Source organism: Tabrizicola sp. (genome assembly GCF_036781545.1).
Classification (GTDB): Bacteria; Pseudomonadota; Alphaproteobacteria; order Rhodobacterales; family Rhodobacteraceae; genus Tabrizicola.
In genome coordinates, this window is record NZ_DAIQAT010000020.1 from 19884 (window position 1) to 35559 (window position 15676).

Here is a 15676-nt window from a genome sequence, read left to right on the forward strand (position 1 = left end):
GGCCCTGAGGGGCGTGAACAAGAGCTTCGGCCCCATCGACGTGCTGCACGACATCACGCTAGAGGTCCGGCCGGGCGAGGTTCTCTGCCTTCTCGGCGACAACGGTGCAGGAAAGTCGACGCTGATCCGCATCCTCTCGGGTGTGCACCAGCCCACCACCGGCGCCATCGAGCTGGACGGCAAAACGGTCAGCTTCCCAAGCCCGCGCGCCGCGCAGGAGGCCGGCATTTCCACCGTCCACCAGTTCGGCGGCACCTTTCCCCTGATGTCAATCGGCCGGTCGTTCTTTGTCGGCGTGGAGCCGACGAAGGGCTGGGGGCCGTTCAGGACCTATGACCGCGCGCGGGCCAACGCGATTGCTGTCAAGGCGGTGCAGGACATGGGCATCACCCGGATCACCGACGGCGACCGGCTGGTCGGGGGCCTCTCGGGCGGCGAGCGGCAGTCGCTCGCCATCGCCCGGGCGGTGCATTTCGGCGCGCGGGTGTTGATCCTGGACGAACCCACCGCCGCGCTTGGGGTGAAGCAGGCGACCCATGTCCTGCGCATCGTGAACGAGGCGAAGCGGAGGGGCCTCGCGGTGATCTTCATCACCCACCAGGTGATGCATGCCATGGCGGTGGGCGACCATTTCGCCGTGCTGATCCGCGGCGCCGTCGCCGCCGACTTCAAGAAGGGCGAGAAGACCCGCGAGGAGATCACCGATCTGATGGCCGGGGGCGCCAGCATGGCCAGCCTCGAGGCCGAGATCGAAGGCTACATGGCCAGCCACGACTGCCACCCGCCACCGCCCGCGGAATAACCTCCCTGTCGGTAGGCCGGTTGCCCCCGGCCTCCGATCCTAGCCCCGGCCCGTCTCCCCGGGCCGGGGCCCCAAATTCAGGAAGAAGTCCCATGCCCGACTGGATCCGCGCCTGCGCCCCCGCCTGCATCAACCTGAAAACCTTCCCCGTCCGCGTCCAGGACGGCCAAGTCTGGATCGAGGTCTGATGACCATTCGCCTTGCCATCATCGGTGCCGGGATCATGGGCAGCGACCATGCCCGCATCTTCACCTCGGAAATACCCGGAGGCCGCGTCCAGGTCGTCTGCGATGCTTCGCCTGAACGGGCGGCGGTGCTGGCCGGATCGGTTGGCGCGGCCGACGTCATGACCGACCCCGAGGCCGCGATCCGGCGGGCCGATGTCGATGCCGTCGTCGTGGCCAGCCCGGACTTCACCCACGCGCCCCTGTCCCTGGCATGCATCGCCGCCGGAAAGCCCGTCCTGTGCGAAAAGCCCCTGTCGCAGTCTTCTGCCGAATGCCGGCAGGTGACCGCCGCGGAAATGGCGTCGGGACGACGCTGGGTGCAGCTTGGCTTCATGCGGCGCTACGACCAGTCCTATGTCGAGATGAAGGCGGCTCTGGCCCAGGGCCGTATCGGCCGGGCGCTGATGATGCACAACTTCCACCGCAATGTGGAAACCCCGGCGGCGGATTTCACCGGGGCGATGGCGATCACCAACTCCGCCCCGCATGAATTCGATGTGGTGCGCCATGTGCTGGGCACCGAATATGCGGCCATCTCGGCCTTTCAGCCGCAGCGGTCGGATGCGCGGGTCGCCCCGGTGGTGATGGTGCTGGAAACCACGGGCGGCCAGCTGGTGACGATCGAGGTCAACAACAACGCCGCCTACGGCTACGACGTGCGCGGCGAGCTGGTGGGAGAAACCGGATCGGTGCAGATGATCGCGCCGGGCTACAGCCGGCTGGACGCCGCCCTGACGCAAAGCGCAGTCTACGATGCCGACTGGCGGGGGCGCTATGCCGAGGCCTACCGCCGCCAGAACCGCGACTTCCTGCGTTTCGCGGCCACGGGCGAATTCCCCGTCATCGCCTCGGACTGCTGGGATGGACTGGCCGCAGCGACAGTAGCCGAAGCGGGTGTGCGGGCGCTGACGGAGAGCCGGCGGGTTGCGGTCGAGCTGGAAGCGCAGCCCGACTTCTACGCGCGCTGAGGAACCCAGGCCAAAAGGAAAGGGCGCGGAGGGAAACCCCGCGCCCTTTTGCCTTCAGATCGCCTGCAACTTGAAGTTCGACGGCGCAACCGGGATCACGCCTTTCAAGAGCGCCACCGATTTCTCCAGCCCTTCCAGCGAGTTCAGCAGGATGTCCTCGTGCTCGATCGACAGCCAGCCGTCATAGCCGCCCATCCTCAGCCGGTAGCAGAAGTTGCGCCACCAGGTCTCGTCATGGCCGAAGCCGAGGGTGATGTAGCTCCAGGACCGGGCCGGAATATCCGTCAGCCCGCCGCTCTCCAACAGGCTGGTGGTCGCCTGCACGCGAGGGTTCAGCATCGTGTCCTTGGCATGGACATGGTAGATCGCCTCACCCAGCGCCTCGGCCGCGACCAGCGGATCGGCCCCCATCCAGAACAGATGCGACGGGTCGAGGTTGGCGCCGATCACCGGCCCGATCGCCTGCCGCAACTTCAGCAGGCTGGGCACGTTGTAGACGCACTGGTTGCCGTGAAGCTCCAGCGCGATGCGTTCCACGCCGCACTCTTTGGCCAGCGCGGCGATCCCAGTCCAGAACGGGATCAGGACCTCGTTCCATTGGTAGTCGAGGATGCGACGCGTCTCGGGCGGCCAGCTGGATACCACCCAGTTCGGCATCAGGTCGCCCTTCTGCCCCGCAGGCAGGCCCGACATGGTGCAGACGGTCTGGATCCCCATCTCACCCGCGATACGGATCGTGTCCTTGAGGCACTCTCCCTGCTTTGGCTCGGTCGGATGGGTGGGGTTGCCGTTCGCATTCAGGCTGATGATCTCCAGCCCCCGTGTCTCGAACGCCCCCCGAAACGCCTTGCGTGCCTCGGCACTGGCCTTCATCGCGGCCAGATCGAAATGCGGCGCAGTCGACCAGCCGCCGGTGTTCACTTCGACCCCCGAAACCCCGATCCGCGCCGCATTGTCCAGCACCTGATCGAAGGACAGCCCGCCAAGGCTGTCCGAAACAAATCCGATCTTCATGGCAGCTCCTCCCTGATGGCGAGGCCGGACCCGCCGGCCTCCCCTTGTGACGACATATCTTCGGTGGCCTCTGCGGGCACGGATGCGACTGATGGAAACCCATCACCGCGGACCCTGCGCACGCCGAAGCCCTGTGGCAGAACCTGTCGGGTGTGGAGGAGAAACCAACCGTGCCGATGATCGCCGAACCCGTCCGCTGGGGCATTCTTGGCGCTGCCCGGATCGCCGACGGAGCCATCCTGCCGGCGCTGAAGAATAGCCCAACCTGCCTGCCCTGGGCTGTCGCCGCCCGTGACGCGGACCGCGCCCGCGCCATGGCCGAGCGGCATTCGGTCCCGAGGTCCTATGGCAGCTACGATGCGCTTCTTGCCGATCCCGATGTCGAGGCCATCTACATCGCACTGCCGAACCACCTGCATATCGAATGGGCCCGCAAGGCTGCGGATGCGGGGAAGCATGTCCTGATCGAAAAGCCCGCAGCGATGCGCGCAGACGAGTTCTCTGCGCTGGATCGTGTCGATCCGGCCTTACGGATCGCCGAGGCCTTCATGGTGCGCCACCAGCCGAGATGGCAGCATCTTCGCAAGCTGATGCAGGACAGGACCTACGGGGCGCCCCTGACCTTCTCCTCGCTTCTGTCCTTCCACATGACGAAGGTGGACGACTTCCGCCAGACGCCGGACATGGGCGGCGGGGCCTACTACGACCTTGGCTGCTATACCGCCATGGCTGCCCGCTTCGTCTTTGGCGCCGAACCCCTTCGCGCCATGGCGCTGATGGAGCGCAACACCGCCGGGATCGACCTCTTCACCTCAGTGATCCTGGATTTCGGCGCGCGCAGGCAGGCGACCTTCATGGTCTCCCTGGCGCAAGCGTCGTCGCAATCCATCGAGATTGTCTGCGAGCGTGCCTTCCTGACCTTGCCGCAGGCCTATGTCCCGTCGCAGACCGAGCCAAACCTGATCATCATCGACACCTCGACCGATCATGCGCGGTCCGAGACCCACGCCGTCGAATTCCCGGCGCTGGATCAGTATGAGGCCGAAGTCACCAACTTCGCCCGCGCGGTGCGCGGCTTCGATGCGCCGTTCTATGGAATCGGAGACGCCCGCGCCAACGCTGCCGTGGCAGATGCCGTCTTTGCCTCTGCCCGGTCGGGCGGCTGGGCCGACGTGAAAGGACACTGAGATGCCGTTCCATGGAATTACCGTCATCGGAGCCGGGATGATCGGCGCTGCCCATGCCGCCGCCTACCGCCAGTTTGCGCACCGCTTCGGCCCCACGGGCAATCTGCACACGGTCTGCGACATGAACCCCGACGCTGCGCGCAGACTGGCCGCCGACTGGGGCTTCGCACAGACCGAGACCGACTGGAGGGCCGTCATCGCCAATCCCGAGATCGAGGTGGTCTCGGTCTGCTTGCCGAACTTCCTGCATACCGAAGTGACTCTGGCTGCGCTGGCCGCCGGCAAGCATGTGCTTTGCGAAAAGCCTCTCGCGCTGGATGCGGCCTCTGCCCGATCCGTTGCAGAGGTCGCGCGCAAGGCGCGGTCGGTCTCTGGCACGGTTTTCAACTACCGTCGCATCCCCGCCATCGCGGCGATCAAGGCCCGGATCGAGGCAGGCGATCTGGGCAAGCCGGTACAGATCTTGGTCCAGTTCCAATGCGACTACGCCGCAGACCCGCTGCTGCCGCATTCCTGGCGCTACGAGCTCGCCAAGGCCGGTCCGGGCGCGCTGCTCGATGTCGGCACCCATGCCGTAGACACGATGCGCTTCCTCTTCGGTGATGTGGCCGAGGTGATCGGGGCAATCTCCACCATCTCGATCACGGAGCGTCGGCTGCCTTTGGGCGCCACGACCGGACACGGGCATGTGGCATTGTCCGACAAGACCGCCGTTGTCGACAATGACGACGTGATGTCGGCCCTTCTGCGCTTCACCAACGGGGCACAGGGTTACCTGTCCGCCAGCCGCGTTGCCGTCGGCAGCGGAAACCGGCTGACTGTCGAGGTGATGGGCACTGAGGGCACGGCCAGGTTCACGACCGAGATGCCGAGCTTCTACGAAATTGCCTTGCGGTCGCCGGACGGGTCAACCGGCTTCACACGGGTGATGAACAGCCCAGCCGCTCCAGACATCGGCGCACTTGGCACGGTTCCCCACGATGCGGTCTCGATCGGTTATGCAGAGTGGTTCGGCTTCATGCTTCATGAGTTTCTTACCTGCTGTGCCGAGGGTCGGCCATTCAAAAATGGGTCCATCCAGGATGGCTATGAAGCGGTGATGATCCTCGATGAAATTCAACGTGCCAGCAAAAGGGATCGTTAGGGAACGTAAACAATCCACCGGGAGACCGATCACTCGCATCTCCTTGCCTCGGAAGTTGTGGGCCAGCGTGGCGGCGGCGGGTGGCCGTCGTGAGTAGCCATGTAGTCCTCGATCTCAACCCCAAGACTGAAAATCAGCGCCTCGGGGTTGGTGGAGATGGCAGTGGCGTGGACGCCGCCAATACGCCCAGCACCGAGAAGGCCGACTTTATCGGATGATTCCTTTGAGTCAGTGACCGATTGCGGCCTTGAAGGATGCAAATTCTTCGTCCTGCATCGGGACGTTGTGGTGCGGTTGAGGATAGCTACCGGTGTTAACGTCCGTCATGAACTCCTTGAAGGCCGCGATGCGCTCGTCCTGGAGACGGGCATACTCGGCCGCGAAGTCCCTGTAAGTCTTGGCGTGGCGCGGCTTGTGTCCGTCCGTGCAGCCAAGCACATCCTCGGCGAACAGGTATTGCGCATCCGCACCGGGACCGGCGCCCATGCCCAGCATCAGCATGGGCGTGTTGGCGCTTATGAAGGCCCCCAGGCGGTCCGGCACGCATTCCAGCTCTGCCGCGAAGGCGCCGACCGCCTCCAGGCGCTTGATCTGGTCCCAGACGCGGCGCGCTTCGGTCGCGGTCTTGCCGACCGCGCGCCAGCCCGTCCAGGTCACGATGTTGGGATTCATGCCCACATGCGCCACGATCGGGACATGATTGTCGCACAGAGCCTTCTGGATGTCGAACGATGCGGCGCAATAGAAGCTGTCACCGCCGATCGCCGTGAAATGATAGGCCGCGCGCAGATAATCCTCGGCAGTGACGAGCGCCCCATTCGGGCCGTAGGGCAGCCCGATCTGGACGAAGCAGTCCCCGGCAGCCTCTCGCATCCCCGGCGAAAAGAAGCGGGCCTCGATCGACAGCATGTGGATGCCGGCCTGAGCCGCCGCTGCCGCCTCCTCCTGCGTGGTGACATAGAGCATCGCGATCTTCTCGCCGCGAGCCTTCATCTGACGCATGTCGTGGACGGTCGGGCGGGTGTTCTTGTGGACCATTTCCGGGCTCCTTCAGGGAATGAGTATCTGGACCTGGCCGTCCTCGACCCGGGTCTCGAAGGTGGCGAGGTTGACGCACACCGGCGCGCGCACGGCCTCGCCGGTGCGGTAGTCGAACTGGCCGTTGTGCTTCGGGCATTCGACGACGTAGTCCATGACCAGCCCGTCGGCGAGATGGACCCGCTCGTGGGTGCAATGGCCGTCGGTGCAGAAGAATTCGTCATCCGGGCTGCGATAGATCGCAAAGGTGCGGCCGGCATGATCGAAGCGCATCAGATCTTCAGTCTCGATGTCGTCGGTGGAACAGGCGGTGATCCAGGGCATCTGGGCTCCAGTCTTGAGGTGTCGTGTCGGGCGCCTATTCGGCGGCATGGGAAAATGGATAGCCCCCGATGCCCGGCGTCGGCTGGCCAGGCTCGAGATCGCCGTGGAACTCGGGCCGATAGGGCTTGGCGGTGGGGGGCAGTTGCCGCTTCACGAACCAGTCGGGGTTACGGAACTGCCTAGCCAGAGCGGGGATGATCTCGGCATAGGCCGACAGGATCGACGGATGCGCGGGCGGCAGGTCATGCTTGATCAGCGCGTGCAGCCGAGGCAGCGCGTGGTAGGGCACCATCGGGAACATGTGGTGTTCGACGTGGTAGTTCATGTTCCAGTAGATGAATCGGCTGATCGGGTTGATATAGACCGTGCGGCTGTTCAGCCGGTGGTCGAGAACGTTTTCGGCCAGGCCGAGGTGCTGCATGTAGCCGGTCATGACCATGTGCCAGCTGCCGAAGAGGATGGGCAGGCCGATGACCATGAACGGCAGGATGGAGCCCAGCCAGAGCGCGAGGGCGGCGGTGCCGAGGTAGATCAGCCCCCAGATGCGCGCGATGCGAAAGGCCTTCGGCTGCTCGCTGGCGGGCACGAAGGATCGCGTGGTTGCAGGCATGTAGCCGAAGATGAGTTGGACCATGGCCTTGCCGTTCCCCCAAAGCTCGAACAGCCCGAAGAAGTTCAGGATCAGCCGCGCCACGACAGCGGGCCGCATGGCGATGATTTCGGGATCATGGCCGACGATGATAGTGTCGGTGTGATGCCGGGCATGGCTCCAGCGCCAGACCACCGGGTTACGCAACATGCAAAAGCAGGCGATCTGGTAGACCGCATCGTTCAGCCAACGGGTGCGGAAGGCCGTGCCGTGCCCGCATTCGTGCCAGCGCGAATCCATCGCCGAGGCATAGAGCACGCCGTAGATCGCCCAGAAGGGTGCCGACCACCAAGACGGCCAGAGCCAGATGCCTGCAGCCGCCGATCCGATCATCGTGGCGAAAAGGATGATGGTGTCGCGGATGGCCGGATTGTCGCCGCGCTGCATCAGGTCCTTCATCACCTTTCGTGGAATCTCGGTGTGATACCAGGCTGCCGACACCAGCCCGATCTTCTCGGCAAGCCGGGCGTCCCTTCCCAGCAGGGCATAGTCGCGATTGGTGCGGGCCATAGGCGTTCTCTATTCATCGTTTCAGAGGCTGGAAGGAGGTGCCGGGCCGGCGGGAGGGAGAGCACGGCCCGGCACAAGGTGGTCGCTTGCGGTCAACCCAAGCGAGCGGCCATCTTTTCGCGCCGCCGCTTCATCCGACGGTCCAGCGCGGCATCCGAGGCGGCGGTTCCATCATGGTAGGTGCCGAAGATCTTGTCGAAGGGCACCGTCCCGTCGCCATAGTTCACCTCGAAATACTTGTGGTGGAGGTAGTGGTTGTAGGTATGGGTATCCATCAGCTTCTCGTCCCCCAGGGCGATCTTGTCGAAGCCGATATGTCCGACGATCGAGCCGAGACCCGACAGCTGCAGATGATAAAGTGCAAACAGCGGATGGGCGGGCACGACCAGATAGAGGAGCGAGCTGGAGAAGAAGAGCAACTGCTCGACCGGGTGCATCGACAGTGACGACCAGGGGCTGGGATTCACCGAGTTGTGGTGGATCGAGTGGATATGTTTGTAGAAGAACGGCCAGTGCAGCGGCCGGTGGATCAGGTAGAAGTGCCCCTCGTGCCAGATCGGCACCAGAAGCCAGAGCACGACGAACCAGACCGGATGCGCCTCGAAGGTCGACCAGGCGCCGATGCCGTTGGCATAGCACCACAGGATCAGCACCTCGTAGGCCGTCCAGATCGGGACGCCGGTCGCGAAGGTGCGGATGATCCCGTCGATGGTCTGGCTTTTGAACATGAACACGTCGGAAGGGTGCTCACTGGGCCAGCGATGATTGTATTTGAATTGGCTGCCCTGTCGGCGCTGGACGTAGAGCCGCAGTTCCATCGCCCCGAAGAAGATCAGGACCGCCGCCGAGTTTCGCAGGAACAGATAGAGGATCCAGCCGGGAGCGAGCGTTCGGATCGTCTCGACCGAGGGCGTCAGGAAGAACCAGTAGATCGTGGCCAACGCCATGAACGACACATTCCAGGGCAGGAAGTAGCCCTTCAGGAAGCCGAGGATGTCGCGAAACTTCCAGGGCAGCCGGTAGATGGGCGCGATCCTCAGCGGCTCGCTCGGGGTCCAGTCGCCGCGCTTGTTCCTGGTTCCATATTGCAGGTCGTCCATGACGTTCCTCCTCATGTTTTCCAGTATCTGTCGATGTAGCGCTGCATCTCGGCGCGCATGAACCGACCGGATTCGTCGGCCTTTTCCTCCCAGGCGAAGACGCAGGCGGTCATGATGCCGTCGAAGCCGATCTCGGCCAGGGTGCCGAAGAAATTGTCCCAAGGCACCTCGCCCTGACCGATGTTCAGGTGCTGATGGACGCGCACCTGCGTGCCCGGCGGGTTCAGGATATAACGCAGGCCCGAGCTGGCCCGGTGGTTGAATGTGTCGCCGACATGGACATGGGCCAGCACGTCCTTCGACGCACGCAGCATTTCCACCGTGTCGCCGCCGAAATAGAAGGTGTGCGGCGCGCAGTAGAGGAACTTCACGCTCTTTGAGTTCACCGTGCGGATGATGTCGAGCGCGGGCTGGATCGTCTCGCACCAGTCCTCGGGGTGGGGCTCGATGTTCAGCTGGATGCCCTCGCGCTCCAGCACCGGCACCAACTCTTCCATCGACCGCCACCAGGCGTTCTCGCAGGTCTCGATCATGCTGCCGGTATGGCAGCAGTAGCACGAGCCCTTGTTCGGATGCGGCCCGCGGCCGAATTCGGAGTTCATCGTGTCCACTTCCATCTCTACCGCGATCTCGATGGCGCGTTTCCAGTGCTTCACAGCGGCCTGCCGCTCGCCCTCGTCGTTCGAGGCCCAGCGATACATCGGCAGGAGGCTGGCGATCTTTACTCCCTCTGTCGCCAGCGCCTTCCGGAACGTCCTGATCCGGTCTGGGAAGACCCGCGGCGCTTTGAACCATTCGAGGAAGTCGCCGCGCGGCGACAGTTCGATCCAGTCATAGCCAAGCTCCTTCACCTTGCGGGGAAGGTCCTCAAGGCCAAGGTGGCGGTGCATGAAAGGGTCAAGGGCGATACGCATGGGAAAACTCCGTCAGTCCACCTGAACCCAGGTGCCGCCGGCCTCGTGGCTGTCGGCGGCGGCGTTAATGAAGCGGACGCCGCGCGAGCCGGTTTTGATGTCGGGCAAGTCGATCAGCCCCTCGGGCACCGTTTTGCCCGCCCGCCGCGCCTCGACGGCGATGGCGATCTCGCGGTAAAGGTTGCCCCAGGCGTCCGACAGCGCCTCGCCGTGACCGCGGGGCAAGAGCACCATCCGTTCCGCAGATGGCACGATGCCCGACCCGTGGCCGCGGACGAAGGTCTGCTCTGGGGCGTTCAGCGGGGTGTAGCGCAGGGTTTCGGGGAATTCCTGGTCCCAGTGCAGCCCGCCCTTGTCGCCGTAGATGCGAAAGCGCAACCCGCTGTAGTTGCCCGGCGCCGCCTGGGTCAGCCACATCGCCGCCGGGGCACCATTGTCCAGCGACAGGTTCAAGAAAGCGGTGTCCTCCATCGCCTTGGGTGCGCCGCAGACGTGGAAATCGGCCCGCAGCCGAGCGACCCGGTGGCCGGTCATATATTCCAGCATCTGGAAGGCATGGGTTCCGATGTCGCCAGTGGCCGAGGCGCGGCCGATCTTGGCAGGATCGCGCCGCCATGCCAGGCTTTTCGATGAGGGATCGTCCGGTTCTGTCGCCCAGTCCTGCGCATATTCCACCAGCGCCTGGCTGACCTTGCCGATGGCACCGGCCTTCACCATCTCATGCGCCTGCCGGGCCATCGCGTGGAACGGGTAAGGATGGGTGATGGCGAAGACGAGGCCGGTCTCACGCTGGCGCTTTTCCAGCGCCACGCAATCCTCGAGCGTGTTGGTCATCGGCTTGTCGCAGATGATGTCGATGCCCGCATCCATGAAGGCCTCGGCGATAGGGCGGTGAGAAAAGTTCGGCGTGCAAATCGCCACCGCTTCGATTCCGTCGGGTCGCGCTGCTTCAGCCTTAGCCATCGCGCGGTAATCGGTGTAGATCCGGTCCTCGGACAGCATCCATTCGCGCCCCGAAGCGCGGGCGGTTTCCGGGTCCGACGACAATGCCCCCGCCACCAGGTCCCAGCGGTTCGACAGCCGTGCGCCCGTCCAGTGCCATTGCCCGACCAGCGCACCGCGCCCGCCTCCGACTATGCCGAGGCGAAGCTTGCGCGATACGGGCGGGTAGAATTCGGTTCCTGCGAGGGCCATGTGATGCTCCGGGTCTTGAACGGGTCTTGAGGGGGTAGGCGCCGCGCCTTGCTGGCGCGGTGCCGGAGGATCAGGTCCTGATCACGTGGTAGGTCACTTCCTCAATCGAGGTGTCCTCCTTGCGGGCTTCGAACACCTTCGTTCCGTGGCTCATCACCACGAAGCGGTCGCAGACCTGGAAGGCGTGGTAGAGGTTGTGCGTCACAAGGACCGAGGATGTTCCCTGGTCCTTCAGGTCACGGACATAGGCCAGAAGATGTTCGGTCTCGCGCACCGACAGGGCCGAGGTCGGTTCGTCCAGAAGCAGGATATTGCGCTTGAAATGCACCGCCCGCGCGATGGCGACGGCCTGTTTCTGGCCGCCGGAAAGGAAGCCCACCTCCTTATCCGGATCGTCGATGCCGGAAATCTGCACCGCCGAGCCGAGGATCTCGATGGTCTTCTGCTCCATAGCCTTGTGGTTCATGAAGCCGAAGGCGTTCACCATCTCGCGGCCGAGAAAGATGTTGCGGGTGATCGACATGCTGTCGACCAGCGCGATGTCCTGGTAGATGGTCTCGATCCCGGCCGCCTCGCTGTCGGAGCGGCTGCGGAACTGGACCTTGCGGCCATTGGCGAGAATCTCGCCGGAGGTCGGCGGATTGATACCAGACATCATCTTGACCAGCGTCGACTTGCCAGCACCGTTGTCGCCCAGAAGGCCGATCACCTCGTTCCGGCCGATGTAGAAGTTCATGTCGTTCAGCGCGACGAAGCCGCCATAGCGTTTGGTGATGTTGCGCATCTCCAGAAGCGGCGTCTCGGTGGGCTTCAGGCCGGCGACGGGCGGTTCGGCCGGAGTAACGATTTCCAGTTGTTCGGTCATCTCCGTCCCCCTCATCCCTTGCGCCGGATCGCCATGTTCATGATCACCGCGATCACGATCAGACCGCCGACGAACATCTCGAAATAGAAGCCGGGCGCGCGCAGCAGCAGCAGCACGTCCTGGATGGTGAACATCAGCGCCGTTCCCAGCACGATGCCCAGGATCGAGCCCCGGCCGCCCATCAGCGCATGGCCGCCGATCACGCAGGCCGCGATGGCCACCAGTTCCAGCCCGATACCGCCGCCCGGCTGGATCGACGAGACCCGGACCCCGGCCACGATCCCCGACAGCGCGGCCATGAAGCCGCAGATGGCGAAGGCGATGATCTTGGTGCGCGCCGGGTTGATGCCGATGGCGACGGCGGCGTTGCGGTTGCCGCCGACCGCGAAGAAGTGGTTACCCAGCCGATGGCGGTGCAGGAGGAAGAAGAAGACCACCGCCATGCCGAGGAACCAGAACATGGAGGCATGGACGACGCCGATCTGCCCGCCGAAGATCGAGGCGAAGGGTTCCGATGGCTTGAAGCGTAGCGAGGTGGCGCCGTGGAATAACAGTGTGGCGCCTTTCCAGATCAGCATGGCCCCCAGTGTTGTGATGAAGGACGGGATGTTGAAGCGCAACGTGATCACCGCATGGACGATCCCGGCCAGCGTTCCGATCAGCAGGCCGATGGCCATGGCGACGAAGGGCAGCAGCGCGTTGGCGCCTTCGGCGTCTATGTCGGCGCCCCAGGCGTTGGTCAGGGTCGCGGTGACGATGGCGCAGAAGGAATATAGCGCGCCGACCGACAGGTCGAACTCGCCCGCGATCATCAGGATGCCGACGCCAAGCGCCATGATCCCCAGCGGCGCGATGGCCTTCAGCGTCACAGCGATGTTGGCCTGCGTCAGGTAGCGGAAATCCGGCATGGCGACGGCGGACAGGACCACGACGGCCTGCACGACGACGAAGAGGACGGCGATACCACCCTCGGGGCGCGACTGGATCCAGTCGCGGACCTTGGCGGCCATGCCGCGGCTGTTTCTGGCTGCGATGGCCGAACGGATGTGATCTGATTGTGTGGCGGACATTCCCGGTTTCCCCTCCCCTTTTCTGGCTGGACCGGGAAGGGGTGCCCCTCCCGGTCTTTTCGCTATGGTCTCAGCGGACCTTCCCGGCCCATTCGACGGCGGCCTTGTAGTTGGTCTTGTCGACCAAGCCGGCACCGCCGGTGTCCATCTCGGACGGGTAGAGGCCGTATTTCACCGCCAGCGCAGCCTGGGTGACCGCGTAGTAGCCCTGCGAATAGGGCTGCTGGTCTACCGCCGCCGTCAGTTCGCCGTCCTCGATGTTCTTCAGGATCGACTGCGAGACATCGAAGCCGCCCGCCGGGATGGTCAGGCCGGCATCCTTGATCGCCTGCACCGCCTGGCTGGTGGGCGTCTGCCCCAGCCCGATCACCGCATCGGCATCCGGGTGGCCCAGAAGCCACTGGGTCATGAGGCTCAGCGCCTGACCATGGTCGTTGCCGGTGCCCAGGATCTCGGTGGTCGCGCCAATCTCGGCGAGAGCCTTAGCGACGCCCTCGTGGCGCAGCACCGCATAGGTGCCCTCGGGGGCTTCGACCGGAGTGAAGACCAGGTCGCCCTCTTTCAGCCCGTGCTCCTCGATCATTCGCTTGCCGAGGACATAGCCCGACTCGACGAAGTTCTGACCCATGAAGGCCAGGCGGCAGATGCCGTTGGCGCCCTGCGAGTCGTCGATGTTCAGCGTGACGACCACGATGCCCGCCTCCTTGGCGCGGCAGAGGATCTCGTCATAGGCATTGTCGTCGGCGATAGCGACAGCGATGGCCTCGACCCCGTTTGCGATGGCTGTCTCGAGGATGTTAGAGGTCGTGACCGGATCTTCCTCGCCGAACTGGATGTCGACGGTCACGCCTTGGTCCTCGGCCGCGTCGATAACACCGCTGTTCACCGCCTCGAAGAAGGGGTTCGACGACTGCGACCAGTGCAGCACCAGAATGTCGATTCCGGTCCAGTCGTGGTCGGAGTCCTTGGCAAGGGCCGCCCCTCCCGCGACCAGGGCGGTCGACAGCGCCAAAGCTGCCAGCGATTTCTTGAATTTCATTGCGTCCTCCTGTTGCGCACAGCCCATCCTGTTCCGGAAAGCGCAGGCTTTCCGGTGATTTATGCGTTTGGGGTAATGGGCGGTCTTCCTCCCCGCACCCAGGGCGCACCCCAGGCAAAGAGAAACTGCATAGAAAATTGTCATGTTGCAAGAGTTGCAACGGCGCGTGAGGCGGAGGCGCTGCCGAAGAAAGTTCACGTGTTTTCAGTAGGCTACTTGCGATCGCCCGTTGGGAAACGTAAAATTGAGGCGATCACCTCAATTTTCTCCGCGGATTGGGGGGCGGAGGAGCCGATCATGGCGAGAGTGAAGTTTGCCGACATCGCTGCAGAGGCTGGAGTCAGCCTCGCCACGGTTGAACGAGTTCTGAATGGGCGAGGCGGGGTTAGACCAGATAAAGTCCAAAGAGTCATCAAAGCAGCAAAGTCATTGAGATATGACCGGGACTTTCCAGAAATGCATCAAACAACTGAGCGTATCGAGTTGATATTGGCTCGACCAGAGACGACATTCTTTGCTCGCTTGGTGACGGCGTTTGTTGAGGCGGCCGACACATTAGACTCGAATGTGATACTTTATCGAACGATTGTGGGACAGAATGCCGAGGAATGTGTCGCAAGAATTAAAGCGAACAGTATTCGGAGGTCAGGCTTGATTATCACGGCGCCAGATCATCCGGCGGTTCGTGACGCCTTGCAGGATGTCCAGAGGTCCGGCACGCCCGTTATTCAACTGGTGACTGAGGTGGCTGGCTTTACGGGTGACTATGTTGGCATCAACCACACTGCGGCTGGCAGGTCGGCCGCGATGTTTCTATCGCGGATGTGCCGCAAGCGGGGCCGGGTCGTAGCCCTTGCTCCCGAGAACCGATATGAGGCGCACAAGCAGCGGCTTCGGGGTTTCTCGGATTATTTCGCAGCATTCCCTAATCCGGATCTTGATTTCTCCCTGGTGCTTTTGGCGCCGGAGAAGGGCATCTTCGGAGTCGAGCTGCTGCGGGACGTCCTGAACTCAGGGGAGGCGGTGGCCGGGTTCTACAATTGTGGCGGATTGAACGGGGTGCTTTGTGACATGCTTCGGACCCACCCGCTTGGGCGGGAGGTGTTCTATGTCGGCCATGAACTGACGGAACGGACCGCCGCAGCCTTGGCAGATCGCACCATGCAAGTGGTGCTGGATCAGGCTCCCGAAGTCCAAGCGCGTCGGGCGTTGGAATTGATGCTGTTCAGGTTAGGCGTCCTTTCGCGGCCAGTAAACAATCCGGCTATCAGCTTTTTGACATTCACTGCCCAGAATGTCGATTGAACGAGGTTGCAGCACTTTTCCTTGCGCAGCGCCTTAGTTGACAACGATCACTGCACCATGATGATAGCATGTTTCCTCACGTCCTTCTCAATGGATCATCGCAGAATGCCGTTTCGCCCGCCGGACACCTATGAAGAGCTGATCCGGCTGATCCACGACCGCTACGACGACATGTCGAAGTCGTACCAGAAGATCGCATTGTACCTGACGCAGAACCCGAACGACGTGGCGGTGCTGTCGGTCAATGCCATCGGGGCGAAATGCGGGATCTATGCCTCCAGCTTCGTGCGCTATGCGCAGTCGCTGGGCTACAAGGGCTTCAAGGA

15 protein-coding genes and 1 pseudogene are annotated in these 15676 nt (G+C 63.4%); 6 read left to right on the forward strand and 10 right to left on the reverse strand.

Translation table 11 applies throughout. The features are described from left to right. Positions 1 to 55: 55 nt before the first annotated feature. Positions 56 to 802 (forward strand): annotated as a pseudogene (locus tag V7Q39_RS05750) (ATP-binding cassette domain-containing protein); the annotation flags it as partial. A 187-nt stretch (positions 803 to 989) separates the two neighbouring features. Next, positions 990 to 1997 (forward strand): Gfo/Idh/MocA family oxidoreductase, encoded by a 1008-nt coding sequence (locus tag V7Q39_RS05755; protein ID WP_333815610.1) that lies wholly within the window; start codon positions 990 to 992, stop codon positions 1995 to 1997. Between the two features lie 54 nt (positions 1998 to 2051). Here the strand turns inward: V7Q39_RS05755 and V7Q39_RS05760 are convergent, their stop codons facing one another. Beyond that, positions 2052 to 3011 (reverse strand): sugar phosphate isomerase/epimerase family protein, encoded by a 960-nt coding sequence (locus V7Q39_RS05760; protein WP_333815611.1) that lies wholly within the window; start codon positions 3009 to 3011, stop codon positions 2052 to 2054. 176 nt (positions 3012 to 3187) lie between these two features. Between V7Q39_RS05760 and V7Q39_RS05765 the strand changes: the two genes are divergently transcribed. After that, positions 3188 to 4198 carry a Gfo/Idh/MocA family protein gene (locus V7Q39_RS05765; protein WP_333815623.1) on the forward strand — a complete coding sequence of 337 codons (1011 nt, stop codon included), beginning with the start codon at positions 3188 to 3190 and terminating at the stop codon, positions 4196 to 4198. Between the two features lies 1 nt (position 4199). Next, entirely contained in the window at positions 4200 to 5342 is a 1143-nt protein-coding gene (locus V7Q39_RS05770; protein ID WP_333815612.1) for a Gfo/Idh/MocA family protein, read from the forward strand. Between the two features lie 228 nt (positions 5343 to 5570). On the opposite strand, the gene V7Q39_RS05775 is transcribed toward V7Q39_RS05770, so the two are convergent. The 9 genes from V7Q39_RS05775 to V7Q39_RS05815 form a co-directional block, all read right to left on the reverse strand. Then, positions 5571 to 6380 (reverse strand): 3-methyl-2-oxobutanoate hydroxymethyltransferase, encoded by an 810-nt coding sequence (locus V7Q39_RS05775; RefSeq protein ID WP_333815613.1) that lies wholly within the window; start codon positions 6378 to 6380, stop codon positions 5571 to 5573. Between the two features lie 12 nt (positions 6381 to 6392). After that, positions 6393 to 6704, reverse strand: coding sequence for a MocE family 2Fe-2S type ferredoxin (locus V7Q39_RS05780; protein WP_333815614.1), 312 nt, complete (start codon positions 6702 to 6704; stop codon positions 6393 to 6395). A 34-nt stretch (positions 6705 to 6738) separates the two neighbouring features. Further along, positions 6739 to 7863, reverse strand: coding sequence for a fatty acid desaturase family protein (locus V7Q39_RS05785; protein ID WP_333815615.1), 1125 nt, complete (start codon positions 7861 to 7863; stop codon positions 6739 to 6741). 92 nt (positions 7864 to 7955) lie between these two features. Beyond that, entirely contained in the window at positions 7956 to 8963 is a 1008-nt protein-coding gene (locus V7Q39_RS05790; protein ID WP_333815616.1) for a sterol desaturase family protein, read from the reverse strand. An 11-nt stretch (positions 8964 to 8974) separates the two neighbouring features. Further along, positions 8975 to 9877 (reverse strand): sugar phosphate isomerase/epimerase family protein, encoded by a 903-nt coding sequence (locus V7Q39_RS05795; RefSeq protein WP_333815617.1) that lies wholly within the window; start codon positions 9875 to 9877, stop codon positions 8975 to 8977. Between the two features lie 12 nt (positions 9878 to 9889). Next, on the reverse strand, positions 9890 to 11071 hold the full coding sequence (locus tag V7Q39_RS05800; RefSeq protein ID WP_333815618.1) for a Gfo/Idh/MocA family protein: 1182 nt from the start codon (positions 11069 to 11071) through the stop codon (positions 9890 to 9892). A 70-nt stretch (positions 11072 to 11141) separates the two neighbouring features. Then, on the reverse strand, positions 11142 to 11936 hold the full coding sequence (locus V7Q39_RS05805; protein WP_333815619.1) for an ATP-binding cassette domain-containing protein: 795 nt from the start codon (positions 11934 to 11936) through the stop codon (positions 11142 to 11144). A gap of 11 nt (positions 11937 to 11947) precedes the next feature. Next, positions 11948 to 13006 carry an ABC transporter permease gene (locus V7Q39_RS05810; protein WP_333815620.1) on the reverse strand — a complete coding sequence of 353 codons (1059 nt, stop codon included), beginning with the start codon at positions 13004 to 13006 and terminating at the stop codon, positions 11948 to 11950. Between the two features lie 70 nt (positions 13007 to 13076). Next, the gene (locus V7Q39_RS05815; protein ID WP_333815621.1) at positions 13077 to 14045 is read right to left on the reverse strand and encodes a substrate-binding domain-containing protein; all 969 of its coding nucleotides are present in this window, start codon (positions 14043 to 14045) and stop codon (positions 13077 to 13079) included. 12 nt (positions 14046 to 14057) lie between these two features. Between V7Q39_RS05815 and V7Q39_RS05820 the strand changes: the two genes are divergently transcribed. After that, complete coding sequence (locus V7Q39_RS05820) at positions 14058 to 15350, forward strand: LacI family DNA-binding transcriptional regulator (protein WP_333815622.1); 1293 nt, start codon at positions 14058 to 14060, stop codon at positions 15348 to 15350. Between the two features lie 105 nt (positions 15351 to 15455). Further along, positions 15456 to 15676, forward strand: a 221-nt coding sequence (locus V7Q39_RS05825) for a MurR/RpiR family transcriptional regulator (RefSeq protein ID WP_443082491.1), incomplete at its 3' end; no start/stop codon positions are given.